The sequence below is a fragment of the Clostridium kluyveri genome, assembly GCF_001902295.1.
In the GTDB taxonomy this organism is placed as follows: domain Bacteria; phylum Bacillota; class Clostridia; order Clostridiales; family Clostridiaceae; genus Clostridium_B; species Clostridium_B kluyveri_B.
In genome coordinates, this window is record NZ_CP018335.1 from 444,845 (window position 1) to 467,283 (window position 22,439).

The 22,439-nt window shown below is 30.0% G+C and carries 28 protein-coding genes; 26 read left to right on the forward strand and 2 right to left on the reverse strand.

Annotated features, from left to right (window positions below; genetic code table 11):
* Positions 1-70: 70 nt before the first annotated feature.
* From BS101_RS02490 to BS101_RS02545, 12 genes are all read left to right on the forward strand, one after another.
* Complete coding sequence (locus BS101_RS02490; RefSeq protein ID WP_073537383.1) at positions 71-523, forward strand: DUF5085 family protein; 453 nt, start codon at positions 71-73, stop codon at positions 521-523.
* A gap of 164 nt (positions 524-687) precedes the next feature.
* Positions 688-1,164 (forward strand): DUF5085 family protein, encoded by a 477-nt coding sequence (locus tag BS101_RS02495; protein WP_073537384.1) that lies wholly within the window; start codon positions 688-690, stop codon positions 1,162-1,164.
* 513 nt (positions 1,165-1,677) lie between these two features.
* Entirely contained in the window at positions 1,678-1,998 is a 321-nt protein-coding gene (locus tag BS101_RS02500) for a hypothetical protein (protein ID WP_073537385.1), read from the forward strand.
* 23 nt (positions 1,999-2,021) lie between these two features.
* Positions 2,022-2,330, forward strand: coding sequence for a WXG100 family type VII secretion target (locus tag BS101_RS02505; protein WP_073537386.1), 309 nt, complete (start codon positions 2,022-2,024; stop codon positions 2,328-2,330).
* A gap of 389 nt (positions 2,331-2,719) precedes the next feature.
* Entirely contained in the window at positions 2,720-5,026 is a 2,307-nt protein-coding gene (locus BS101_RS02510) for a YhgE/Pip domain-containing protein (protein WP_073537387.1), read from the forward strand.
* Between the two features lie 210 nt (positions 5,027-5,236).
* Positions 5,237-5,608 (forward strand): hypothetical protein, encoded by a 372-nt coding sequence (locus tag BS101_RS02515; protein ID WP_073537388.1) that lies wholly within the window; start codon positions 5,237-5,239, stop codon positions 5,606-5,608.
* An 82-nt stretch (positions 5,609-5,690) separates the two neighbouring features.
* On the forward strand, positions 5,691-6,008 hold the full coding sequence (locus BS101_RS02520; RefSeq protein WP_073537389.1) for a hypothetical protein: 318 nt from the start codon (positions 5,691-5,693) through the stop codon (positions 6,006-6,008).
* Positions 6,009-6,037: 29 nt separating this feature from the next.
* The gene (locus tag BS101_RS23185; RefSeq protein ID WP_198039551.1) at positions 6,038-7,783 is read left to right on the forward strand and encodes an HNH/ENDO VII family nuclease; all 1,746 of its coding nucleotides are present in this window, start codon (positions 6,038-6,040) and stop codon (positions 7,781-7,783) included.
* A gap of 16 nt (positions 7,784-7,799) precedes the next feature.
* A complete protein-coding gene (locus BS101_RS02530) occupies positions 7,800-8,258 on the forward strand; it encodes an SMI1/KNR4 family protein (protein ID WP_073537390.1) in 459 nt (152 codons plus the stop codon).
* A gap of 420 nt (positions 8,259-8,678) precedes the next feature.
* Complete coding sequence (locus tag BS101_RS02535) at positions 8,679-8,933, forward strand: hypothetical protein (RefSeq protein ID WP_198039552.1); 255 nt, start codon at positions 8,679-8,681, stop codon at positions 8,931-8,933.
* Positions 8,934-8,956: 23 nt separating this feature from the next.
* Positions 8,957-9,391 carry an SMI1/KNR4 family protein gene (locus BS101_RS02540; protein ID WP_073537392.1) on the forward strand — a complete coding sequence of 145 codons (435 nt, stop codon included), beginning with the start codon at positions 8,957-8,959 and terminating at the stop codon, positions 9,389-9,391.
* A gap of 143 nt (positions 9,392-9,534) precedes the next feature.
* Positions 9,535-10,008 (forward strand): SMI1/KNR4 family protein, encoded by a 474-nt coding sequence (locus BS101_RS02545; RefSeq protein ID WP_073537393.1) that lies wholly within the window; start codon positions 9,535-9,537, stop codon positions 10,006-10,008.
* A 265-nt stretch (positions 10,009-10,273) separates the two neighbouring features.
* Here BS101_RS02545 and BS101_RS02550 read toward each other — a convergent pair whose 3' ends face one another.
* Positions 10,274-11,956 carry an IS1634 family transposase gene (locus tag BS101_RS02550; protein ID WP_073537394.1) on the reverse strand — a complete coding sequence of 561 codons (1,683 nt, stop codon included), beginning with the start codon at positions 11,954-11,956 and terminating at the stop codon, positions 10,274-10,276.
* A gap of 271 nt (positions 11,957-12,227) precedes the next feature.
* On the opposite strand from BS101_RS02550, the gene BS101_RS02555 reads away from it, so the two are divergent.
* The 7 genes from BS101_RS02555 to BS101_RS23190 all read left to right on the forward strand — a co-directional run bounded on the left by BS101_RS02555 (position 12,228) and on the right by BS101_RS23190 (position 18,223).
* Positions 12,228-13,010 carry a NucA/NucB deoxyribonuclease domain-containing protein gene (locus BS101_RS02555; RefSeq protein ID WP_073537395.1) on the forward strand — a complete coding sequence of 261 codons (783 nt, stop codon included), beginning with the start codon at positions 12,228-12,230 and terminating at the stop codon, positions 13,008-13,010.
* Positions 13,011-13,032: 22 nt separating this feature from the next.
* Positions 13,033-13,674 (forward strand): DUF2625 family protein, encoded by a 642-nt coding sequence (locus tag BS101_RS02560; protein WP_073537396.1) that lies wholly within the window; start codon positions 13,033-13,035, stop codon positions 13,672-13,674.
* Positions 13,675-14,162: 488 nt separating this feature from the next.
* On the forward strand, positions 14,163-14,570 hold the full coding sequence (locus BS101_RS02565) for an SMI1/KNR4 family protein (RefSeq protein WP_073537397.1): 408 nt from the start codon (positions 14,163-14,165) through the stop codon (positions 14,568-14,570).
* A 476-nt stretch (positions 14,571-15,046) separates the two neighbouring features.
* Positions 15,047-15,175 (forward strand): hypothetical protein, encoded by a 129-nt coding sequence (locus tag BS101_RS24155; protein WP_265874825.1) that lies wholly within the window; start codon positions 15,047-15,049, stop codon positions 15,173-15,175.
* Between the two features lie 136 nt (positions 15,176-15,311).
* Positions 15,312-17,123 (forward strand): polymorphic toxin type 15 domain-containing protein, encoded by a 1,812-nt coding sequence (locus BS101_RS23660; protein ID WP_242951376.1) that lies wholly within the window; start codon positions 15,312-15,314, stop codon positions 17,121-17,123.
* Between the two features lie 11 nt (positions 17,124-17,134).
* On the forward strand, positions 17,135-17,683 hold the full coding sequence (locus BS101_RS02575) for a T6SS immunity protein Tdi1 domain-containing protein (protein ID WP_073537398.1): 549 nt from the start codon (positions 17,135-17,137) through the stop codon (positions 17,681-17,683).
* A gap of 255 nt (positions 17,684-17,938) precedes the next feature.
* A complete protein-coding gene (locus tag BS101_RS23190) occupies positions 17,939-18,223 on the forward strand; it encodes a hypothetical protein (protein WP_073537399.1) in 285 nt (94 codons plus the stop codon).
* On the opposite strand, the gene BS101_RS02585 is transcribed toward BS101_RS23190, so the two are convergent.
* Positions 18,220-18,510 carry a hypothetical protein gene (locus tag BS101_RS02585; RefSeq protein ID WP_073537400.1) on the reverse strand — a complete coding sequence of 97 codons (291 nt, stop codon included), beginning with the start codon at positions 18,508-18,510 and terminating at the stop codon, positions 18,220-18,222. The genes BS101_RS23190 and BS101_RS02585 overlap by 4 nt on opposite strands.
* Positions 18,511-18,633: 123 nt before the next feature.
* On the opposite strand from BS101_RS02585, the gene BS101_RS24160 reads away from it, so the two are divergent.
* The 7 genes from BS101_RS24160 to BS101_RS02610 all read left to right on the forward strand — a co-directional run bounded on the left by BS101_RS24160 (position 18,634) and on the right by BS101_RS02610 (position 22,415).
* Positions 18,634-18,762, forward strand: coding sequence for a hypothetical protein (locus BS101_RS24160; protein ID WP_265874829.1), 129 nt, complete (start codon positions 18,634-18,636; stop codon positions 18,760-18,762).
* A 53-nt stretch (positions 18,763-18,815) separates the two neighbouring features.
* A complete protein-coding gene (locus BS101_RS02590; protein ID WP_073537401.1) occupies positions 18,816-20,474 on the forward strand; it encodes a hypothetical protein in 1,659 nt (552 codons plus the stop codon).
* Positions 20,475-20,478: 4 nt separating this feature from the next.
* The gene (locus BS101_RS02595) at positions 20,479-20,895 is read left to right on the forward strand and encodes an immunity 70 family protein (protein WP_073537402.1); all 417 of its coding nucleotides are present in this window, start codon (positions 20,479-20,481) and stop codon (positions 20,893-20,895) included.
* Positions 20,896-21,121: 226 nt separating this feature from the next.
* A complete protein-coding gene (locus tag BS101_RS24165) occupies positions 21,122-21,250 on the forward strand; it encodes a hypothetical protein (RefSeq protein ID WP_265874825.1) in 129 nt (42 codons plus the stop codon).
* Positions 21,251-21,386: 136 nt separating this feature from the next.
* Complete coding sequence (locus BS101_RS02600) at positions 21,387-21,749, forward strand: WXG100 family type VII secretion target (RefSeq protein WP_073537403.1); 363 nt, start codon at positions 21,387-21,389, stop codon at positions 21,747-21,749.
* 1 nt (position 21,750) lies between these two features.
* Positions 21,751-22,098 (forward strand): hypothetical protein, encoded by a 348-nt coding sequence (locus BS101_RS02605; protein ID WP_198039553.1) that lies wholly within the window; start codon positions 21,751-21,753, stop codon positions 22,096-22,098.
* A 38-nt stretch (positions 22,099-22,136) separates the two neighbouring features.
* On the forward strand, positions 22,137-22,415 hold the full coding sequence (locus tag BS101_RS02610) for a DUF4176 domain-containing protein (RefSeq protein WP_073537405.1): 279 nt from the start codon (positions 22,137-22,139) through the stop codon (positions 22,413-22,415).
* The last annotated feature ends 24 nt before the right edge of the window (positions 22,416-22,439 follow it).

Genomic DNA, 22,439 nt, shown 5'->3' on the forward strand with positions numbered 1-22,439 from the left:
TAGAAGGTATTTTGGTATGACATAATATAAAGGAAAAATTGAAAAGTGTGTAAATGGAGGGAACATTAAAATGAAGATCAAACGTAATCCGCTAATTTTTCATAATGTATTAAGTATAAAAGTAACTTGCAAAACAAATGAATGGGTAAATCATGCAAGGGAATTAAGAAATTCAATCATTAAAAATGGTCTTTATACAACAGGACCAGTAATATATACAGTTGAAGATGTAGATAAAGAGGATAATACGGTTAAGGTTGGTATATATATACCTATAAATACAGAGCTTGATTTAGAACCAAATGATAAATATGTATTTGTAAAAGAAATGAAATTTGAAGATGGTTTAACACTTAGACATGCTGATTTAGATGATGATATTGAAACAGTCACTTATGATACGTTAAGAGCAGCTGCTGGAAATTACAATTTAAAATTAGTAGAGCCTTTTTATAATATATATTTAGATGTTTTTGGTGATGGAATAATTGATGTTTATGCACCTATAGAAAAAAATATGTGATTTATCCGCGTGCTATCACTTTGCTAACATTCCCATCGCACTCTGTGAAAGCGATTCACACAAAATTAAAAAATTTGGTTCTCTGCTTTTCTATCAAAGTGTGGCATAAGTACTGTTAAGCATCTGGGTAAGTTCTTCTAAGAATCACTTGATTGGAGGGTAAAATGATTAATACTTATGATTATATAAGATTAACAAATGTAATCTCTCAAAAATATTATTTTAATTATAAAGATTTTGAAAATGCAATGAAGGATTTTCTTAATGAGGTAAATGCTTTAAATGTAAATATAAAAGGATTTCCGTTCTATTCTATTAATGTATTTCCAACTACAAATGAAAATGTAGGGATGGAGTTCTTTATTTCAGTAGAAGAAGATTATATAAATGTACCAGAAGGCATGAATTTTCATAGTTACTTTAGTATTGAAAATATGATTTCTACTACTGTATTTAATGACTATGAAAAAAACAGTAATGAAGCTTTTTTAAGATTAAAAAAGTTCATAAATGAAAATAAGTTAGAACAAATAACACCATTTTTTAATGTAATTTCAGGTGATTATACCTTACAATATATATTTTTAAAAGTTGGAGTTATCAAATCAAATGAATCACTTTTGTCAACCTTAAAATTTTGAAACATCAAGTGATTCTTAGGTTCAGGTGGAGTTTGCTTAAGAGAAATACTTTTCTCCATCTGAGCCTTAGAAGAACTTATCCAGGCACGTAGCAGTGCTTATCCCCCACTTTAAAGAAGCTGGGGGTGCTAGCAATGGTAGCGTTTGGATAAAACGTATATGTACGAAATTTATAAGTTTATAGTGAGGTAATTATGGAAAACAGTGATGAAAAAAAATAAATTATGAATTATTTGAAAAAACAATATCTGAACTTACTGATTTACACAAAGAGTTAGAAGATGAGAAAAGAGAATTACAGAATAACAATACTACATTAACAGAAGAATCTAATTGGAAAGGAGTTTCAAGAAATTATTATAAAAATATAACTGTAAAACAGGAAAAAGTTTTTGAAAAAATAAATGATTCATTTAAAAATTTAATATCTAGTTTAAATGATACATTAAAGAAGTTTGACAGTTTGGATAAAAATATTGCAAGTAAGTTTGAAAAATAGTAAGGAGGAGATAAATGGGATGTCATTGTAGAGAAATATCAATAATTGAGAGTGATCTTGGAGTAATTAGAAATGCTATTTCAAGATTAGGAAATATGGTTATAAGCAGTGGGGAGATATCAAAGAATACATTTAAGTATGCAGAAAATCTTAATAATAATATTGATATGACTAATAAGCAAAATGTGGTATTTACATTAGAGGATTTAAATAAAGATGAACCTAGTGGAATATCTATAGGTGAAAAAGACTGTACAGATTACAAGATACAGCTTGAAAATAAACTAGAAATTTTAAAAATGGAAGATAGATATTATCATGAACATGATGATTAGAAAATTGAAAAGAAGGGATATAAATGGCTGGATCAGATAGAGATTATTTGGTGGAATTACAGACTTTAGTAGAATGTATACTTAAGTATTCTGAAATACATAATAATATTTCACAAAAAATAAATTCAGCTAAAAGTTCTGTTAATGGACTATATGAAGTTGGCTGGAAAGGTGAAAGTAAAGATGCATTTAAGAAAACATTTGATACTTGGATAAATGATATTAATGCTTTTAATGAAAATTTGGCTCAACTTGAAAATGCACTTAAGGTTATGTATGAAAATGATACAAAACTTAAGGATGAAGGAGGAAAACTGTTAAGTTTTTTATAAGAGGGAAATATAAGTAAACCCCACATAAAATATAAACATTGTTAAAATATTGTTGGCAACTTAAAAATAGTCAATGATTAGATAGATAAAAATATTAAAAGAAAGAAGAGGTGAAAAAACCTGATTTTTGGATAGCTAACGGAAAGAAATTATTAGGGATAGTAAGTCAGTACTAAAATAGAGACATTTAATCTTTAAAATAGAGATACATTGCACAAGTACACTAAGTTAAAAGGCTTGTGTAAATAAAGGCTGATGAAAAATTTTAATATGAAAATATTAACCTTAGTAGTTGAATCTTGTGATGCTGCCGTTCTATTGGTCGATAGAATAAAAATATTGGATGGTTAAGATTGTTGAATATTTTTAAAGATTAGGAAAAATAAAATTTGAAAGGAAAATTAATACCAGCACTTATTATTATGAGTGTTATGATCGCAACATCTATTACTTCATTTTATGTTGGAAAGCAGGTACAAGAAAGAAATTTTTTAGCCGCGAACCAAGAGCAAAATGCAATAAAGGAATCAACTAAAATTGCAGTTGTAAACCAAGATTTAGGAACAAAGTATAAAGATGAAAAGGTAAATTATGCATTGGATTTTCTTGATTCTTTAGATAATGGGTATGAAATAACAAATAGAGAAGCAGCCCAAAAGGGAATAGAAAATGGTAAGTATGGAGCTATGATTGTAGTTCCAGGAAATTTTTCTGAGAATATAACAACGATAAATGAAGTTACACCATCAAAAGTTAAAATTTATTATCAATCCAATGATAAATCAAGTAAGGAAAATAAACTTATAGTATCAGGGAAGATAGATGAGTTTCAAAAAAAATTAAACAGTAAGTTAAGTTATATGTATTTATCAGGTATATTTAATGAATTACATAATGGACAAGATTATGCATCAGATATATTAAAAAACGATGATATTGATCTAGAGGCAATTAATTCAATAAATGATTCAGATATATTAGCATCAATTAAGTTAACTACATTAGAAGATGAAGATATTAAATTTAATAATTTAGATTTAAGCAAAGATTTTGATGAAAACAAAAAAATAATATCAGAAGTTGATAAAAAATATAGAGACAAAATGACAACTAAAGAAACACAATTAACAGGTATTAAAGATGAACTTGTAGATGTTATGACAAATGAAAATACAGGAGTTCAAACATTTCCAAATAGACTAGAAAAAATGGATCAACAGGAGTTAAAAGCTAAATTTGCAGGTAGGTATAAATATAATTATGATGGGCTGGCAGATAATTATGAGACCAATGTATCTGATGTTAATTCATATCTAGAAAACTTAACTAAAGATAAGGGCAAAATAGATGATTTAGTAGATAAGTATGAAAAGCAAACATTATCAAAAGTAAATGAACAGGGAACCAATGCTATTAAAAAATCCAATGAGAAACTTAAAGACATACAAGAAAAAACAAATTCAGATTTGGATATTATAAAAAATATAAAAGAAAAAAATCAAAATGATCCTAAGGTACAATCACTTAATGAAGAATACCTATTATATGGACAAATGATGAGTAAATTAAATGAAACTAATCCAGCAGTTTTTGATGATATTTATAATCAAGTAGTAAATGATAACAATATTAATTACAATAAAATATTAAAGAATCCATTAGGTGATTCAAATGATGATAATTTCTTTAAAGATTCAAATGAATTAAAGCAATATATAAGTGATGGGATTAGTGGAAAAAATGAAAACACTGTATCATCAAGAAGCAGTAAATATACAAAATTTAGTGAAACTGACAAGAGTACAAATGATAATTTAAATAAAGTTGAGAGTGATTTAAATGATGTATCGTCTTCAGCACAGTATATTATGAATGATGAAGATTATAAATATCTTGAAGATATATTTAATGAAAATGCAAATGAATCTTTAGGTGAAAGATTGAAAATAAAAGATAATCTTATTAACCCAATAAAAGATTTAATGGGCGAGTATAACAGAAAACAATTAATTTCTACAATTAAAAGTAACAATACAAAAAATGTGGACAGTGTAAAATCAATAGTACAAAAAGAAGTTGAAAAAGTTGTAGAAGGTGATGGCCCAATTGATATTAAGGATCTAGTAGATGTATTTGCAAAAGACTATGTGAGCAAATTCAATAATATTATAACTAGTGTATCCAACATTGATAAAACACCTGCAAAAACACAGGATGATGAGGAAATATCAAATCTTTTAGGTCAATATGATAAATCCAATCAAAATCTGAATACTAAAGTATCAAAACAGTTAGATGAATACAACAAAGTTGAAGATCAAGTTCGAGAGCAAGCTAATAAGCATGTTACTACTATGAAAGATGATTTAGATAAAGGAATTGAGGAATCTAAAAATAAACTAGTAAGTGGATTACAGAACGCTAAGACAACCAAGAAAAAAACAGCAAATTCTAATCAAGAAAAATTAGATTCCTTAGTAAATGTATTGTCAAATTCAAGAGTAGGAACTGTAGAAAATACAAATGTGTATAGGTTTATTATTAATCCTGTATCTGCAGTTCAAAACAAATCATTGGGAGGCACCATAGTTAAACCACAGCGAAATGATAATAATGAAGTTGAAAAAGCAGTAGTTTCAATTTTAGCTGCATATATTATGCTGCGGCCTGCAATGGTTCTATATAAGAAAAAATAAAACTAAAGTTAAATAAATAGTTTAATAAATCCTATGTAAGAGACACAGTGAAATGTATTACTTATATAGGATTTGTTATTAATTGGCTACTATTAAATAACATCTTTTGACTAATAGCAAATATGAATAGAATTTTTCAATTTCTATTTTTAATATAATTAAGTTTCAATTGAAATTATGATTAAAGTTTATAAGGAGGAAAATAGGAAAATGGCTGAAAATAAAGAAATCAAATTAAATGAACAAGCTTTTGAAAGTGCAAATTCAAAATTAACAGATTATAAAAATGATTTAACTACAACAAAAGATAATTTTAATAAAGCTAATACTAATCTAAAGGCAGAGTGGCTGGGAGATGGAGGAACTGCATTTATACTTAGTGCTAATGTACTTGGAGCAAGGTTTGTCAAAATGGTACAAGACTTACAAGAGGAAAGTAGTGATTTACAAAGTGCAAAAATTTCTATGTTCGGTTTGGATTCTAATTTAGCAGACTGTATAGCAGAAGCCATTTTGGGACCGGCTGCAGCAGGAGTTGTACCAACTGCAGATACAGCTGCTGAGTATATTAAAATGAAGTGAGTAGTAAATAGTGAAAAATATAGATTTAGTTTAAATTGTAATTTAATAAAAATAGGAATATATAAAGAAAGGAAATAGGAATATGGGATGCAGATGTAATGATATTACAAGATGTACAAATGATATATTTAAGATAGGTGAAATGAAGAGTTCATTTTCTAGTACAGAAAGTATAGATTGTTCTGTATCAATAGAATTACAAAAGCTCGCAATAAATTGTATGACAACATTCTCTTGCATTAATATGGGGGAATTAATGTCTGAAGAGAAGAAATTAAATAAAGATGTGACAGAGTCATTACCTAAATCAGTTAAAAAATGTGAAGATAAAGTTGAGCAATTAAAATTACAAAAGAGATCAATGCAAATAGAAGATATTGAGTATCATAGCAGGGATTAATACCGCAAGGAATAAGGGGAGGGTTAGAAATGGACTTTAGGTTAGACATAGGTGAATTAACTAATACGATAAATAAATATGAAAATATTATAAAGACATTGGAAGAAGAAAAAGAAAATATAAATAGAACTATCGCAGAGCTTACTGAAGCTGGATGGTCAGGTGAAGCAAAAGATAAATTTATGGAAAAGCATATTAAAAATCAGGAGTTTTATACAAATTTAATAGAAGATATAAAGTACGTGAAAAATGCTTTAGAAAATGAAGAAAAGCCAAGGGCAGTTAGATTAAAAAAGCAAAGTGAGGATTTTGTAAACTGCATAAAAAGAAGTGGGGGTGGGGCAGCCCTTACAAATGATGATACAGGAGTTATTTCACTCCAATATGGAGGACAATTCCAAATAAATAATAATGTTAGCGAATGTATAGATAATTATAAAAAAATGAATTCTAAATTTGAAGAAATATTAAATTTAGCAAATAGTTTAAGTTTTACATCCTTCCCCATTGCAGATGATGTTCTCGATTTACAGAATTCACTTAAAAATCAAACAACAAGTTTGACAGAATTCAGTGATTCATTTAATTCATATTGTAATGGTGTAAGAGATATGGAAGAAAATATATGCTTAGTATTTTCAAAAATATCAGGAATAACTGTAGGAATATCTGAATTCAGGGGTGTTTCCGCTATTTCAGAAAATGGACAAGTAGATAAGAATAAAGTAATGCAGTTAATGTTAAAGAATCCAAATGACTTGACTAATGGAGAAAAAGAGATATTATCATATGTAGAAAAAGTATTAAGTAAAGATGAATATGCTGAATTAAAAGAACAAGCTATAAAGGAGGATAACGGTCAAGAGATAGCTGATAATTTAAAATTAAAGTTTGGTGACACAAGTATATATGGACCATTTTTGGAGTTAGCAAATAATGATGGTTTTCTTAAGTCTATAAAGAAGGCTGGGAAAGATTTTATAATAGGAGCAGGTAATTCACTTGATAAAAATATTTTTTGGGGGACTGTATTTACTGTTGGTGGAATAAATCAAAGCGGTATGCCTAAATCAATACCATATAAAATAGGTGAGTTAGCTGGTGATATAGGGTCATTTGCATTTGGAGCTGCAGAGGCTGGAACTGGAGTCGGAGGAGAGCTTTTAGGGTTTACAGCAGATGGTACAGTAGTACTCGCTCCCGCTGGTGTTGCTTTAAACGCTGCAAGTTTAGGTCTTGTAACCCATGGGGGTGCTGCTACAATTAAATCAGCACATAATTTTAGTGAAGACTTGTTCTCATTGATTAAAGGTGAAGGGAATAAGGGGGCAGGTAAACCTAGTTCAAAACTTGTAGGTGAAGAGTTAGATTTACCATGGTTAAGTGATAACTATAGAGCGGTTGATGTTAGTAGTACAGTTAAGGTTGGTGGCGAAGTTAGAGATGTAAGCAGAAGAGTTTATCAAAGAACTGACATCGACTGGGACTATATATCATCACATCCTGATGCATTAGGTAGGTCAAATAGAGAGCTGGCGAAACAAGGGAATGCTCCTTTTCACACAGATGATGCAAGAATTGAATTGCACCACTTAACTCAGACAGAACCAGGTGGAATGGTTGAAATTCCAGGGAGCCTACATGATGATTATACAAACACTTTACATGGTTTAGTAGAAGATGGAGGTAGCTTTAGAAACAATCCAGTTCTAGATAAACAGTATAATAACTTCAACAGTAAGTACTGGAGATGGAGAATAAAACAAGAGAAATAGGAGGTTGTACATTAATATGGAAAATGAAGAAATAGCTAAGATAATATCACAATATTTAAATACTGGTAGATTTTACGGTAAGGTTGAAGAAAAGTATATAAATAATGCTGAGGAGCAACTGCAAGTAAGTTTTCCCGAAAGCTACAAACAGTTTTTGAGACAATATGGTTCTGGAGGTATTTTGGGGATAATTATCAGTGGTGTTCAATCAAATGATAATTCATCTGTAGTCTCTGGTACTGAAAGATATAGGAAACTTGGATTAGATATCAAGTGTGTAGTTGTTCAAGATTGCGGAGAATTTGCCATGTGTTTAGATACGTCGGAAATGGTGGATAGTGAATGTCCTGTAGTAAGTTGGGATAGAGCAAGTAAGACAAAGAACAAAAGATATAAAAATTTCTACGATTATCTAATAGACATACTAAATGAAGCCATTAACAATTGGGATGAAGATATTGATGAGGATGAATAAAGATTATTATATCTTCTAAATAACTTCGGTAAATAAAAAGCTAACTGCATTAACTAATTAGAATTAGCTGGAAAATAACTAAAAGTTTTTGTATCTCCAGATAACAATTCAAACATCTAGTTTCGAAGAATATCAGCATAAGGAAACTCACATCATAATAATGATTCTGTAGTGAGTAGCTGAATAAGATTTAGATTAATGTTAAAATGGTAGTAATAGTTAAAAGCTGTTGCTACCATTTGCTTTTGTAACTACAGTTTCAGCCCCAAGGGGACGGGAGAAGCTAATGAAATTGGAAGTGCAAGTCGTGGGTATAACCCATCAGAGCCTTTAAGTCCATCAAATTATCCTAATCCAGACCCTGACTACTCAGTACCTCCTGTACGTTACGAGCCTAAGTCAATTGATGAAGTAGTAAGAATGAGACAAGGAAAGGGACCTACTACAAAAGCAACACATGGAGATACAAATATAGAAGCACATCACAGAGGTCAAAGGTCAGTAGAAAATGGTGGTATTTTAGATGACCTAGAGGAGTATATACACAGAAGAGATGGTAATCATACACGTCATCAACTTCCATCAGAATTAACGCCAGCACAGAGAGCAAGAGAGATAAGAAACTACTGGAAGGAAAGAGGAAGTGAATATATATTACCAGGTGAAGGAATTTAAAGAAATAGTGGAGGTGAATAAAAATGACAAGAAATGAAGTTGAATCAATTCTATCGAAAGTATTGGAAAAAGAAGAGATGCAATTAGACTTTCTATCTAATGAAGATTGGAATGCTATAGGTAATAAATTCAATTGTAAATTTAGTGATGATTTTAGGTTCTTTATTGACTTAATGTCAAAGTATATATTCCCTGGAGATATTTACAATGTGGCAACAAGCAAAACTAATGGAAATGACAGTATCATATTCGTTTATGATTATGAAATGAAGGGTGGGAATTGGAGTCAAGATTTAATTCCTTTCTACGGAATTGGTAATGGAGATTATTTTTGCTTGAATGTAAAGGAATGTCCTAACTCAAAAGTATATTATTATTATCATGGGGACTCAAGGATAGAGAAATACAATGATAGCTTCAAAGAGTGGATTAAAGACTTGCCAAATTTTCTAAGTTAAAAATATCATATAAACTAACTACAAAAATATGTATAATCTCAATATAAAACTATACAGTGAAATTCTAAAGTTCATTAAGTGATTATTTGTTGGTTGCTATGGAAACATAGGGCGAATGACTTCAAGTAAAAGGAGGAATAAAAATGTCTATAGAAAATTACAGTAAAGCGATTAAAGTTATTAATGCCAATAAGGAACATTGTTTCTTTGCTGGTAATAAGAGTGAGGAACTTGTTTCAAAGGCTGAAGAAGCTTTAGAAATTAGGTTTTCTTCTCAATATCGTAAATTTGTTTTAGATTATGGTGCAGGAAGTATTGGCGCTGAGGAGATTTATGGAGTAGTTGACGATGATTTTGATAATTCTAGTGTTCCAAATGGGGTTTGGTTTACCCTAACAGAGCGCCAAGAAATTCAAATGCCTGAAAATCTTTTAGTATTATGTGATACAGGGAGCGATGAATTTTTCTGTCTTGATTTTAATAAATTAAATAACGATGGAGAACCACCGGTGGTAGCATTTATACCAGGTGTAGATAATGAGCACCAAACTTATGAAATAATTGCTGAGGATTTTGGAAACTACTTATTACAAGTAGTAGAACAAGAACTTGTATAACTCTGATTAACTGCATAATAATGCAGTAAGTTGTAACAAAAGTAAAAGTCAAATAATATATAGTAATAACTTGCATTCCGCATGTAGAATTTTCCAGTATGTCTATTGGAGACTCTTACATTCTACAAAGAAAATATAGACTAGCATTACATAGCATTACAACTTTAATTAAGCATTATATGTTATATTTACCACACAAAAATCAAAAAGTTAAAGACCCATTAATAGTTTGTGGTATAAATAGGAATTTTTTAATATTTCTAGATTAATAGATAAAATCCTCTGTATATATTTTTTCACTAAAACCAGCTAAATTTAAAATCCTCTTTGTATTATCATTGAGGTTGTTTATTACACGCACAGTACTGCCGTCCTTAAAGGTGATAATAGATACAATGATATTCTTCAGGAGTTCCATAATATTTTTAGCCGTAGGAGTGTAACTTTTAACTTTACCAGGTATTATAACAGGCTCTTTCTCTTTTTTTAAAGCATTTCTTACTTCCCTTTCAATTGTAGTATAAACCATCAGTGCCAGCAGAAAAACATATCCCAAAGCCTCTATCCTTTTAGGTGTTTTAAGATAAATTTCGTCTATAAAGTCAGAGTTTTTAAGAGACTTAAAGTTTGTTTCTACGCAAACTTGTTCCTTGTATTCCTTTAATATATCTTCATCAGACATAGCCTGGGTATCTAATATGTTGGTTAGAAGTACAAACATTCCTGCTTCATTTTTAGCTCTTTCAAATGCATCATAGTTTATATCATATTGCAGAGACAATTTAAATTTAGTCTCCATTTGAACTTTCTCTCCCGCCTTTAATTTCCCCCTTTTTTCTGTTTTCTTTTTTTTATCCTTAGAGTAGACTGTGCCATCTATAGTATAGAAATAAAGTTCATTCTCACCAATAAATCGTTTAAGTTCGCTTACTGCATCCTGTTCACAATAATACTCATTCTTCTCAAAGTCCTTTATAATCTTTTTAATATTCATTTCTTCTTTATCTCTTTTTTTCTTTAAAGAATTAATTTTACGGTTATCTAACGCACTTGAATGACATACAATAAACCTATACTTCTGGTTATTAATTTCATCAATAAAGCTTTGGATTTTGTACTTTGCAGAATCTTTTCTATTGCTGATTTTATCTACATCAGTCCACTTTTCTGTATTTTCATAAGCCTTATTCCTAAGTTCTTTTTCAATATTAAAAGTAGATGGCAGTAAGGAAATAAGACTTATATTATGCTCAAAGGCTGCATAAAGATTGTCTTTTGTAAGTGCAGCACTGTCAGCAACATATATCATATTATTAACATCAAGTCTATCGGCAGTAGTTCTTATTTTCTTTATGAAGTCTGTATTCCATGTTTTATCACTAGTGTTGCCATCCAAAACTTCCTCGGTAACAATAGTTCTGTCATTAGTGCAGGCGATTCCAAACATAATTTGTTTCAGATCAGGTCTTTTGTCTTTACTATGACCATGGATTATTTTAATGCAATTATCATCTGATGATGGAGAAGTGTATTGTCCATAGACATTTTTGCTGGTGGTATCAGCATGAATACTTTTAACTTCCACATTAAAAGTTTTAATTCCTTCGAGAGCTATGTCTGAGAAAGATTTTTTAGGATTTATCTCATAGAAATCATCTAGTGCCCTACCAAGAGCATCATCATTTAGGTGTCTATAATTTATACCGCTGCCAAAAAACTTTTCAACATCAGTATTCTCATAAAATTCATCTAATCTTGATAAAGGATGTCTGTCTACTAGAACATTAGCAATAATGGCTTCAATAGCAGTTCCAGATGATACTAGTGGTCTTTCCTTATCAAAATTTATCTTATCATTAATATATTCTGCAATCTTAAGCTTTCTGCAGTATTTTAAAATTAATGGTATAGCTCCATCTATAACAGGTTTTATATTTTTTATATTCATTTTTTCCTCCACGTACTATATTTGAACAATATAATAACATATTCTGATATCTTAGTGGAGTATTAAATGTAATTAATTATTTGCTAATTTTTACATGCGGAATGTAAGTTAGAAGAACAAAAAGAAAATATCAAGCGATTCTTAGGTTCAGGTGGAGTTTGCTTATGAGGAATGCATTTCTCCATTTGAACCTTATTAACAATATTCTTAGTGTCTTTAGCACTTAGAATATGTTATCCTTTAGGGGAAGAACTTATTCAGGTGCGTAGCAGTGATTATCCTCCACTTTGAAGAAGATGGGGGTGTTAGCAATGGTAGCATTCGGATAAATAAAACTATCGCAGAGCTTACTGAAGCTGGATGGTCAGGTGAAGCAAAAGATAAATTTATGGAAAAGCATATTAAAGATCAGGAGTTTTATACAAATTTAATAGAAGATATAAAGTACGCGAAAAATGCTTTAGAAAATGAAGAAAAGCCAAGGGCAGTTAGATTAAAAAAGCAAAGTGAGGATTTTGAAAACTGCATAAAAAGAAGTGGGGGTGGGGCAGCCCTTACAAATGATGATACAGGAGTACTCGCTCCCGCTGGTGTTGCTTTAAACGCTGCAAGTTTAGGTCTTGTAACCCATGGGGGTGCTGCTACAATTAAATCAGCACATAATTTTAATGAAGACTTGTTCTCATTGATTAAAGGTGAAGGGAATAAGGGGGTAAGAGATCCTAATATAATAGAAGTTGAAATTTCGAAAAACAAGTACCCAGAATCAGCAAAGCATATTGAAGATGCAATAGCTAATGGACAACCAGAAGTTTTAACTATTGATAGAGCAGGTTCAAAGGCTAATCGTAAGGCATCATTGAAAGGTATAGATAAAGTTCCAGGAAAGGATTTAGATGAATATCCACCAGCTATGTCCAAAGAAGGTGGGAACGGTGCAAGTGTTAGACCTATTAACCCTTCTGATAATAGAGGAGCAGGATCAACTTTCGGGTATAAGTTAAGACCATATCCGAATGGAACTAAAATCAAGTATAAAATAACTGATGACTAAATTTAAAAATATAGGAGGAAAAATGAGTAATATAGATAATAATTTATGGCAGGAAATAAATAACATGTTTATAAGTTCTAATAGACAATTAATATTAAATTTAGACGAATTAGAGGATGGGATAAAATCACTTGATGTTTTACAAATAACATCAAAATCAGCATTAGGTTCAATAATATTAAATACATCTGGGATAGTAATTGATAATTGGATTAGAATACTTGGACACGACAGTAATAGAGGTATACTATCATATAATTCAATTGGAGAAAATGGAGTTGCAACGAAGATTGATAAAATGTTAATAGTTGCAGATGATGTTGTTGGAGGACTTTTTGCATTAAATGCTGGAAAATTCTCTGAAGGAATAGGAGCGGTATGGTATTTTGCTCCAGATACGTTAGAGTGGGATTCATTAGAAATGCAATATTCAGAGTTTATAGCTTGGATTGCACAAGGAAATGTAGATGAATTTTATAGTACCATGAGGTGGAGTACATGGAAAGAAGATTGTAAAAATGTTAAATTCAATGAGGCTATATTGATATATCCATTTTTATGGTCTAATGAAATACAATTAGAAAAAGCAGATAAAAAAATAGTGTCGGCTGAAGAATTGCTAAAAATAAATCAAGAATATAGTAAGAAGTTTAATTTGAGTTAATAATGATAGAATGCATAATAATGAAAAAAGTAACTGCATAAAAATATTATTTTATAAACTATTGTAATTTGAATAAAATAGTAAAATAAACTGATAGCATAATTGTAATAATGTAGTATGATTAAGTCAAAGAAACTAGCTGAAAAATAAAGTAGGCTAGTTTCTAGTTTTTTGAGATAAGTTTTGGAAATACTAGCCTGTAGCAGTAAAATGTAATAAGACAGGCTCTGCCCCAGGGGGCGAGAGAAGGTGAAGAATACAATATAGCAAGAAAAGAAGCAAATAATGCAAATGCTGATATACACATTAACAAGATCCTTCGCTAAAAGGTATGCAAATTCACGAGGTTCATCCTGTAAAATTTGGAGGAAGTCCAACCGATATTTCTAATAAGATACCTTTGACTCCTAAAGAACATGCCCAATATACAACTTGGTGGAATAGATTACTTAAAGAGTTAAAAAAATAAACATTTTGGAGGGAAGTATATGAATGAAAGTATTAAACAGTATCTTAGTAAAATGAATCTGAATGCATCAACAACTACAGCAGATATTGAGCATACAGAACAAATTTTAAGTGTACAATTCCCATCGGATTATAGATTGTTCATAGAAGAATTCAATGGTGCGGAAGGTGAGATTGGTCCCAATGCATATGTTGCATTTTGGTCATTAGAGGATATTGTTGAATTGAATGAAGCATATGAGGTGAATGAGTTTGCACCAGGACTGATTTTAATTGGTTCAGATGGTGGTGATATAGCATATGCATTTGATAATAGATATGATTCTAAACCTATTGTAGAAGTGCCGTTTATAGGTATGGATTTAGAAGAAGTAAAAGCATGTGCTAATACATTTGAAGAGTTTTTGGGATATTTGTATAAATCATAGATAAAAGACTTATGATTCTTATAAAATGGATTGCTTTATAATTTATGATAGTCTATTATATACTTGAATCTTAAAAATATACTTTTGTATACTAATTATATCTCGGGAATTTAATTGGCTTTAGAGGAGGTATTTTAACACCAATTTATACTTATTATTATTTTTTTGAACAGACAATATGCGTTTTCTCTCTAACGTATTATAGTAAAGGAATTGATGCATAGTTTAAGAGATTTAATCAGTAAATTAGAGAGTAATAAGATGTCACACATTAAGTGGGCTGTCAAAGGTTATGACATCTTCGCTACAGCAGTGATAGCTGTACTTATTTTATAAGTATGTAGCAATAATGCTAAACAAATTGAATTTAAAATAGATGATAAATATATATTATAACAATGATAAAAGAGTTAATGTTTCCAATCAGGGAGCATTAATTCTTTTTTAATGTAAGGAAATTGAAGGGAGTAAAGGTGATGTGCAAAGTAATAGAAGATTTCAAGATAAGCTTAACTGAGGATGGAAAAAGTCCTAAAACAATAGAAAGTTATGTTGGTGACATTAAGGTTTTCATAGAATTTCTAGGAACTAAAAAGGAAGAATAAAACAATGTTGACACGCATGTACAAAAAAATTAAAATAAAGGAAGTATATAAATATTAATGTAAAAATTAGATATATATGGTCAATTACATTAATATAAAAATACAATAAAGTAAATTAGTACATGGGAGAAAATAAATGGATTTTAAATTAGATATAGGGGAATTAACTAATACAATAAATGAATATGAAAACATTATAAAGACATTGGAAGAAGAAAAAGAAAATATAAATAAAACTATCGCAGAGCTTACTGAAGCTGGATGGTCAGGTGAAGCAAAAGATAAATTTATGGAAAAGCATATTAAAAATCAGGAGTTTTATACAAATTTGGTAGAAGATATAAAGTACGTGAAAAATGCTTTAGAAAATGAAGAAAAGCCAAGGGCAGTTAGATTAAAAAAGCAAAGCGAGGATTTTGTAAACTGTATAAAAAGAAATGGGGGTGGGGCAGCCCTTACAAATGATGATACAGGAATTATTTCACTCCAATATGGGGGACAATTTCAAATAAATAATAATGTTAGTGAATGTATAGATAATTATAAAAAGATGAACTCTAAATTTGAAGAAATATTAAATTTAGCAAATAGTTTAAGTTTTACATCATTCCCGATTGCAGATGATGTTTTGAATTTACAGAATTCGCTTAAAAATCAAACAACAAGTTTGACAGAATTCAATGATTCATTTAATTTATATTGTAATGGTGTAAGAGATATGGAAGAAAATATATGCTCAGTATTTTCAAAAATATCAGGAATAACTGGAGGAATATCTGAATTTAGGAGTGTTTCTGCTATTTCAGAAAATGGACAAGTAGATAAGAATAAAGTAATGCAGTTAATGTTAAAGAATCCAAATGACTTGACTAATGGAGAAAAAGAGTTATTATCATATGTAGAAAAAGTACTAAGTAAAGATGAATATGCTGAATTAAAAGAACAAGCGATAAAGGGAAATAATGGTCAAGGGATAGCTGATAATTTAAAATTAAAGTTTGGTGACACAAGATATGGACCACTTTTAGAGTTAGCAAATAATGATGGTTTTCTTAAGTCTATAAAGAAGGCTGGGGAAGACTTTATAATAGGAGCAGGTAATTCACTTGATAAAAATATTTTTGGGGGGACTGCATTTACTGTTGGTGGAATAAATCAAAGCAGTATGCTTAAATCAATACCATATAAAATAGGTGAGTTAGCTGGTGATATAGGGTCATTTGCATTTGGAGCTGCAGAGGCTGGAACTGGAGCTGGAGGAGAGCTTTTAGGCTTTACAGCAGACGGTACAGTAGTACTCGCTCCCGCTGGTGCCGCTTTAAACATTGCAAGTTTAGGTCTTGTAACCCATGGGGGTGCTGCTACAATTAAATCAGCACATAATTTTAGTGAAGACTTGTTCTCATTGATTAAAGGTGAAGGGAATAAAGGGGCGGCTGAAGTTGAAAAAGCGATATCAAGAATAGATGAAGTTGAAGTGAATTTTAATTATAAGACTAAGTATGATGAAGCCGAATTTGCAAGACAATTAGCTGATCAAGAAGCTGGAATGAACAAATTAACGGTTGATGAGTACTTAAAGAATAGAGAAAGATACATTGCCGAAGGTAGAGCGATAGAAGGAAATATGGCTCAGCAAGCTGCTAGAAAAGAGGCACTTGCAAATAAAATAGATGAATTACTTGATTCTGGTATGTCATATCAAGAAGCTGAAAGACATGCTAATAAATGGTTAGAATCTCAAGCTGCACTACATAATCCAGACCAAGTCGCAGGAGGAAATTCATTAAATATTGGTGGCATGGGTGATAAAACAATCAATTCGTCTATTGGGGTACAGTGGAAGTATAGAATAGATGCTGTTGATGAACAAATTCAACAAATGGCTAAAAACATGACTGATATTGAAAAGGAAAGCACTTACTTAAATGTAAAATTAAAATATTAGGAGGATAATCTATGAATGATGATTTATTTAAAGAATATAACTTTAATAACAAAGTTGATATTAAAGTAATTGATAAATATAAAGAAATTATACCAATAGAATTAATATCTGTCTGGGAGGAGTATGGATTTGGTTCTATACTAAATGGTTGCTTAAAGATAGTTAATCCAGAGGAGTATCAATCAGTTGTAGATATGTCATATTTTAGAGCAAATGTGGCTATTCCAATAATGATAACTGGTTTTGGAGATATAGTTATATGGGAAAAAAATGAATATGTAAGTATTATAAAATATAAGAATGGAACATTTGATATTATATTAAAAAGATTCAAACATTTTTTTAATTGTTTAAAAGATGAGTATTTTGTAGAAAAATATTTAGAAGTAGATAAGTACAGTAAAGCAGTTTCTAAATTGGGAGAATTAGAATATGACGAATGCTTTGGATATGTACCTTTGCTAGGCTTAGGTGGTAGTGAAAAAGTTGAAAATTTAAAGAAAGTAAAAATAAAAGAGCACATAGAATTAATTACACAATTAGTAGGGAAAATAGAATAATAAAAATTAGTCAATTTGAGATGAGTACTTACTACAAAACTATAAAAAACTAAATGCATAAAACTTATCTCATAAGATATTGTTGAAAGTATAATAGTTTAATAAATTTGTTGAACTGCATAATAATGATAATGCAGTAAGATGTAACAAAGGTAAAAATCAAATATATATCATAGTAATAATGAAGGCTACCGCTGATGTAAAAAGGCGTTAGCCTTTTTTCTATGCCTAAAACAATGAAAGGAGCAAATAAGCATGATAAATGAACTTGTACAAAGATTCAAGATACACCTAGAAGAAGACGGAAAGAGTGTAAAAACAATAGAAAGTTATGTTGGAGCTTGCATTCCGCATGTAGAATTTTCCAGTATGTCTATTGGAGACTCTTACATTCTACAAAGGAAATATAGACTAGCATTACATAGCATTACAACTTTAATTAAGCATTATATGTTATATTTACCACACAAAAATCAAAAAGTTAAAGACCCATTAATAGTTTGTGGTATAAATAGGAATTTTTTAATATTTCTAGATTAATAGATAAAATCCTCTGTATATATTTTTTCACTAAAACCAGCTAAATTTAAAATCCTCTTTGTATTATCATTGATGTTGTTTATTACACGCATAGTACTGCCGTCCTTAAACGTGATAATAGATACAATGATATTCTTCAGGAGTTCCATAATATTTTTAGCCGTAGGAGTGTAACTTTTAACTTTACCAGGTATTATAACAGGCTCTTTCTGTTTTTTTAAAGCATTTCTTACTTCCCTTTCAATTGTAGTATAAACCATCAGTGCCAGCAGAAAAACATATCCCAAAGCCTCTATCCTTTTAGGTATTTTAAGATAAATTTCGTCTATAAAGTCAGAGTTTTTAAGAGACTTAAAGTTTGTTTCTACGCAAACTTGCTTTACCTCAATTGCATGAAATGGAGAAAATAAATGGATTTTAAATTAGATATTGGTGAATTAACTAATGCAATAAATGAATATGAAAACATTATAAAGACATTAGAAGAACAAAAAGAAAATATCAAGCGATTCTTAGGTTCAGATGGAGTTTTCTTATGAGGAATGCAATTTCTCCATCTGAACCTTAGAAGAACTTATCCAGGTGCGTAGCAGTGCTTATCCCCCACTTTGAAGAAGATGGGAGTGTTAGCAATGGTAGCATTCGGATAAATAAAACTATCGCAGAGCTTACTGAAGCTGGATGGTCAGGTGAAGCAAAAGATAAATTTATGGAAAAGCATATTAAAGATCAGGAGTTTTATACAAATTTAATAGAAGATATAAAGTACGTGAAAAATGCTTTAGAAAATGAAGAAAAGCCAAGGGCAATTAGATTAAAAAAGCAAAGTGAGGATTTTGTAAACTGCATAAAAAGAAGTGGTGGTGGGTCAGCCCTTACAAATGATGATACAGGAGTTATTTCACTCCAATATGGGGGACAATTCCAAATAAATAATAATGTTAGTGAATGTATAGATAATTATAAAAAGATGAATTCTAAATTTGAAGAAATATTAAATTTAGCAAATAGTTTAAGTTTTACATCATTTCCGATTGCAGATGATGTCCTCAATTTACAGAATTCGCTTAAAAATCAAACAACAAGTTTGACAGAATTCAATGATTCATTTAATTCATATTGTAATGGTGTAAGAGATATGGAAGAAAATATATGCTCAGTATTTTCAAAAATATCTGGAATAACTGTAGGAATATCTGAATTCAGGGGTATTTCTGCTATTTCAGAAAATGGACAAGTAGATAAGAATAAGGTAATGCAGTTAATGTTAAAGAATCCAAATGACTTGACTAATGGAGAAAAAGAGTTATTATCATATGTAGAAAAAGTATTAAGTAAAGATGAATATGCTGAATTAAAAGAACAAATGATAAAGGAAGATAATGAGGAGATAGCTGATAATTTAAAATTAAAGTTTGGTGATACAAGTATATATGGACCATTTTTAGAGTTAGCAAATAATGATGGTTTTCTTAAGTCTATAAAGAAGGCTGGGGAAGACTTTATAATAGGAGCAGGTAATTCACTTGATAAAAATATTTTTTGGGGGACTGTATTTACTGTTGGGGGAATAAATCAAAGCAGTATGCCTAAATCAATACCATATAAAATAGGTGAGTTAGCTGGTGATATAGGGTCATTTGCATTTGGAGCTGCAGAGGCTGGAACTGGAGCTGGAGGAGAGCTTTTAGGGTTTACAGCAGACGGTACAGGAGTACTCGCTCCCGCTGGTGTTGCTTTAAACGTTGCAAGTTTAGGTCTTGTAACCCATGGGGGTGCTACTACAATTAAATCAGCACATAATTTTAGTGAAGACTTGTTCTCATTGATTAAAGGTGAAGGGAACCAGGGGGTGGCTAAAGCTGAGAATATTCCTAATCGACCTTCATGGAGGCAATCAGAATTGGATGTACAATCAGATTTTCCTGATTATGATCCACAAAAATCATTCATTGATGGTGGGGAGGTTCCTTATGGGACAAAAGGAAGTTCTAGACCAGACTTTTATACAGATGGGTCAAGTATAGAAGTTAAAAATTATAAAATTACTACTCCAGAAGGAAGAAGTAGACTGATCAATAACATTTCAAATCAAGTAAATAAAAGAATTACTGATTTGCCAGATGGAACGTCTCAAACTATAATAATTGATGCTAGAGGTCAAGATGTTTCTAATGAAATTTTGAGAAATATTAGGGATAGTATTATTGAAAAATCAAATACCAATGTAACTATACAATTTAAGAGGTGATAAAATGGCTATTGGATTTAGAGTAGATTTTTTATGGTATCAAGTAGGCACACCAGATTTTCTACATGCATTATTTTCTACTATTTGTTATAATTTGGAATCAAAAAAATGGGGAGATAAATATCCTTATTTAATGAACGAATTATATCAAGGGAAATTAAGTTGGAAGAATGCAGATAAGGTAATAGAAGAATTAAAAGAAGTTAAAAGTAAATTCAAGAATTTTAGCCCATCACAAGTAATTTGGGATATTGGAGATATCTCAAAGCAACCTCCGTGGGGTGATAAAATAAGTCCTGAGATTACAGATCTATCTAATTATTTTGTAACAAGTGATGGTAGAGATTTAATTGAGATTATGCTAATGGCTTTAAATGATTCGATTTCTGAAAAAACAGATATTGAAATAATAAATATCTAACTGCAATACATTAACAATACTAACTGCATAAAATTAATTTATATTAATTTATGTGAAAATCTTAGTGATACAGAATGAATTTAACTTGCATAATAATGATAATGCAGTAAGTTGTAGTAAAAGTAAAACTAAATACATGGTAGAAACAATCATAAAAGAGTTAATGTTTCCAATCAGGGAGCATTAACTCTTTTTTAATGTAAAGAAATTGAAGGGAGTAAAGGTGATGTGCAAAGTAATAGAAGATTTCAAGATAAGCTTAACTGAGGATGGAAAAAGTCCTAAAACAATAGAAAGTTATGTTGGTGACATTAAGGTTTTCATAGAATTTCTAGGAACTAAAAAGGAAGAATAAAACAATGTTGACACGCATGTACAAAAAAATTAAAATAAAGGAAGTATATAAATATTAATGTAAAAATTAGATATATATGGTCAATTACATTAATATAAAAATACAATAAAGTAAATTAGTACATGGGAGAAAATAAATGGATTTTAAATTAGATATAGGGGAATTAACTAATACAATAAATGAATATGAAAACATTATAAAGACATTGGAAGAAGAAAAAGAAAATATAAATAAAACTATCGCAGAGCTTACTGAAGCTGGATGGTCAGGTGAAGCAAAAGATAAATTTATGGAAAAGCATATTAAAAATCAGGAGTTTTATACAAATTTAATAGAAGATATAAAGTACACGAAAAATGCTTTAGAAAATGAAGAAAAGCCAAGGGCAGTTAGATTAAAAAAACAAAGTGAGGATTTCGTAAAAGGTGCAAAATATAGCAAGCATTGCAGGTTTTATATCTGTTTTGATGATTTGCACAATGAATCATGCATCTCTTAATATGAAAGTGATAACAGGTGGGGTACTTACTATAATAGGTTTATTAATGTTTATAGGTAGTATTTGTATTCCAAAGTTTCGTGGGGTATCAGTCATAATGTTTATTGTTTTCTTAATAGGTGCTGTAGCTACACTTGGTACTTATTTAGATTTAAAAAATGTTGATTCTAAATTTCTACTTATAATAGTAGTAATTCTTTCTATTTTACTTGCTATTGTATCATATAAAATAGCTGATAAATCTGGGAATACAGAATTAATTATACAGGTGAAAAAGGGTATAATGATATTTATAATATCTGGGGTTTCATTACTACTAATGCTTATTATTGCGAAAGTTTTTAATTAAAGCAGGATAAAAAGGTATAATAGAAGGAGAATGGTTTGATGGAAAAATTTTTACCAATAGGATCAATAGTACTATTAAAAGGTGGACAAAAAAAGGTAATGATATATGGAAGAAAACAAATAGATAGAAAAACAAAGAAAGAATGGGATTATGCAGCATGCATTTATCCAGAAGGAAATATTGACTCAAATTATAGTTATTTGTTTAATCATGAACAAATTGATACAATATTTTTTACTGGTTATCAAGATGCGGAAGAATTAGAGTTTAATAGGCTTTGGCAAGGATTAGGAAAAGATGAAAATGTAGATTGTTGATGAATTTACTAATGTAATTGTGGG

Coding starts and splice junctions, on each gene's coding strand:
- BS101_RS02565 (WP_073537397.1), top strand. CDS start 14,163: ATGAATGAAAGTATTAAACAGTATCTTAGTAAAATGAATCTGAATGCA.
- BS101_RS23190 (WP_073537399.1), top strand. CDS start 17,939: ATGATAAATGAACTTGTACAAAGATTCAAGATACACCTAGAAGAAGAC.
- BS101_RS23185 (WP_198039551.1), top strand. CDS start 6,038: ATGGACTTTAGGTTAGACATAGGTGAATTAACTAATACGATAAATAAA.
- BS101_RS02490 (WP_073537383.1), top strand. CDS start 71: ATGAAGATCAAACGTAATCCGCTAATTTTTCATAATGTATTAAGTATA.
- BS101_RS02515 (WP_073537388.1), top strand. CDS start 5,237: ATGGCTGAAAATAAAGAAATCAAATTAAATGAACAAGCTTTTGAAAGT.
- BS101_RS02600 (WP_073537403.1), top strand. CDS start 21,387: ATGGATTTTAAATTAGATATAGGGGAATTAACTAATACAATAAATGAA.
- BS101_RS02520 (WP_073537389.1), top strand. CDS start 5,691: ATGGGATGCAGATGTAATGATATTACAAGATGTACAAATGATATATTT.
- BS101_RS02610 (WP_073537405.1), top strand. CDS start 22,137: ATGGAAAAATTTTTACCAATAGGATCAATAGTACTATTAAAAGGTGGA.
- BS101_RS02500 (WP_073537385.1), top strand. CDS start 1,678: ATGGGATGTCATTGTAGAGAAATATCAATAATTGAGAGTGATCTTGGA.
- BS101_RS24160 (WP_265874829.1), top strand. CDS start 18,634: ATGGATTTTAAATTAGATATTGGTGAATTAACTAATGCAATAAATGAA.
- BS101_RS02495 (WP_073537384.1), top strand. CDS start 688: ATGATTAATACTTATGATTATATAAGATTAACAAATGTAATCTCTCAA.
- BS101_RS02530 (WP_073537390.1), top strand. CDS start 7,800: ATGGAAAATGAAGAAATAGCTAAGATAATATCACAATATTTAAATACT.
- BS101_RS23660 (WP_242951376.1), top strand. CDS start 15,312: ATGGATTTTAAATTAGATATAGGGGAATTAACTAATACAATAAATGAA.
- BS101_RS24155 (WP_265874825.1), top strand. CDS start 15,047: ATGTGCAAAGTAATAGAAGATTTCAAGATAAGCTTAACTGAGGATGGA.
- BS101_RS02560 (WP_073537396.1), top strand. CDS start 13,033: ATGAGTAATATAGATAATAATTTATGGCAGGAAATAAATAACATGTTT.
- BS101_RS02605 (WP_198039553.1), top strand. CDS start 21,751: ATGAAAGTGATAACAGGTGGGGTACTTACTATAATAGGTTTATTAATG.
- BS101_RS02540 (WP_073537392.1), top strand. CDS start 8,957: ATGACAAGAAATGAAGTTGAATCAATTCTATCGAAAGTATTGGAAAAA.
- BS101_RS24165 (WP_265874825.1), top strand. CDS start 21,122: ATGTGCAAAGTAATAGAAGATTTCAAGATAAGCTTAACTGAGGATGGA.
- BS101_RS02595 (WP_073537402.1), top strand. CDS start 20,479: ATGGCTATTGGATTTAGAGTAGATTTTTTATGGTATCAAGTAGGCACA.
- BS101_RS02575 (WP_073537398.1), top strand. CDS start 17,135: ATGAATGATGATTTATTTAAAGAATATAACTTTAATAACAAAGTTGAT.
- BS101_RS02550 (WP_073537394.1), bottom strand. CDS start 11,956: ATGAATATAAAAAATATAAAACCTGTTATAGATGGAGCTATACCATTA.
- BS101_RS02535 (WP_198039552.1), top strand. CDS start 8,679: ATGAGACAAGGAAAGGGACCTACTACAAAAGCAACACATGGAGATACA.
- BS101_RS02505 (WP_073537386.1), top strand. CDS start 2,022: ATGGCTGGATCAGATAGAGATTATTTGGTGGAATTACAGACTTTAGTA.
- BS101_RS02545 (WP_073537393.1), top strand. CDS start 9,535: ATGTCTATAGAAAATTACAGTAAAGCGATTAAAGTTATTAATGCCAAT.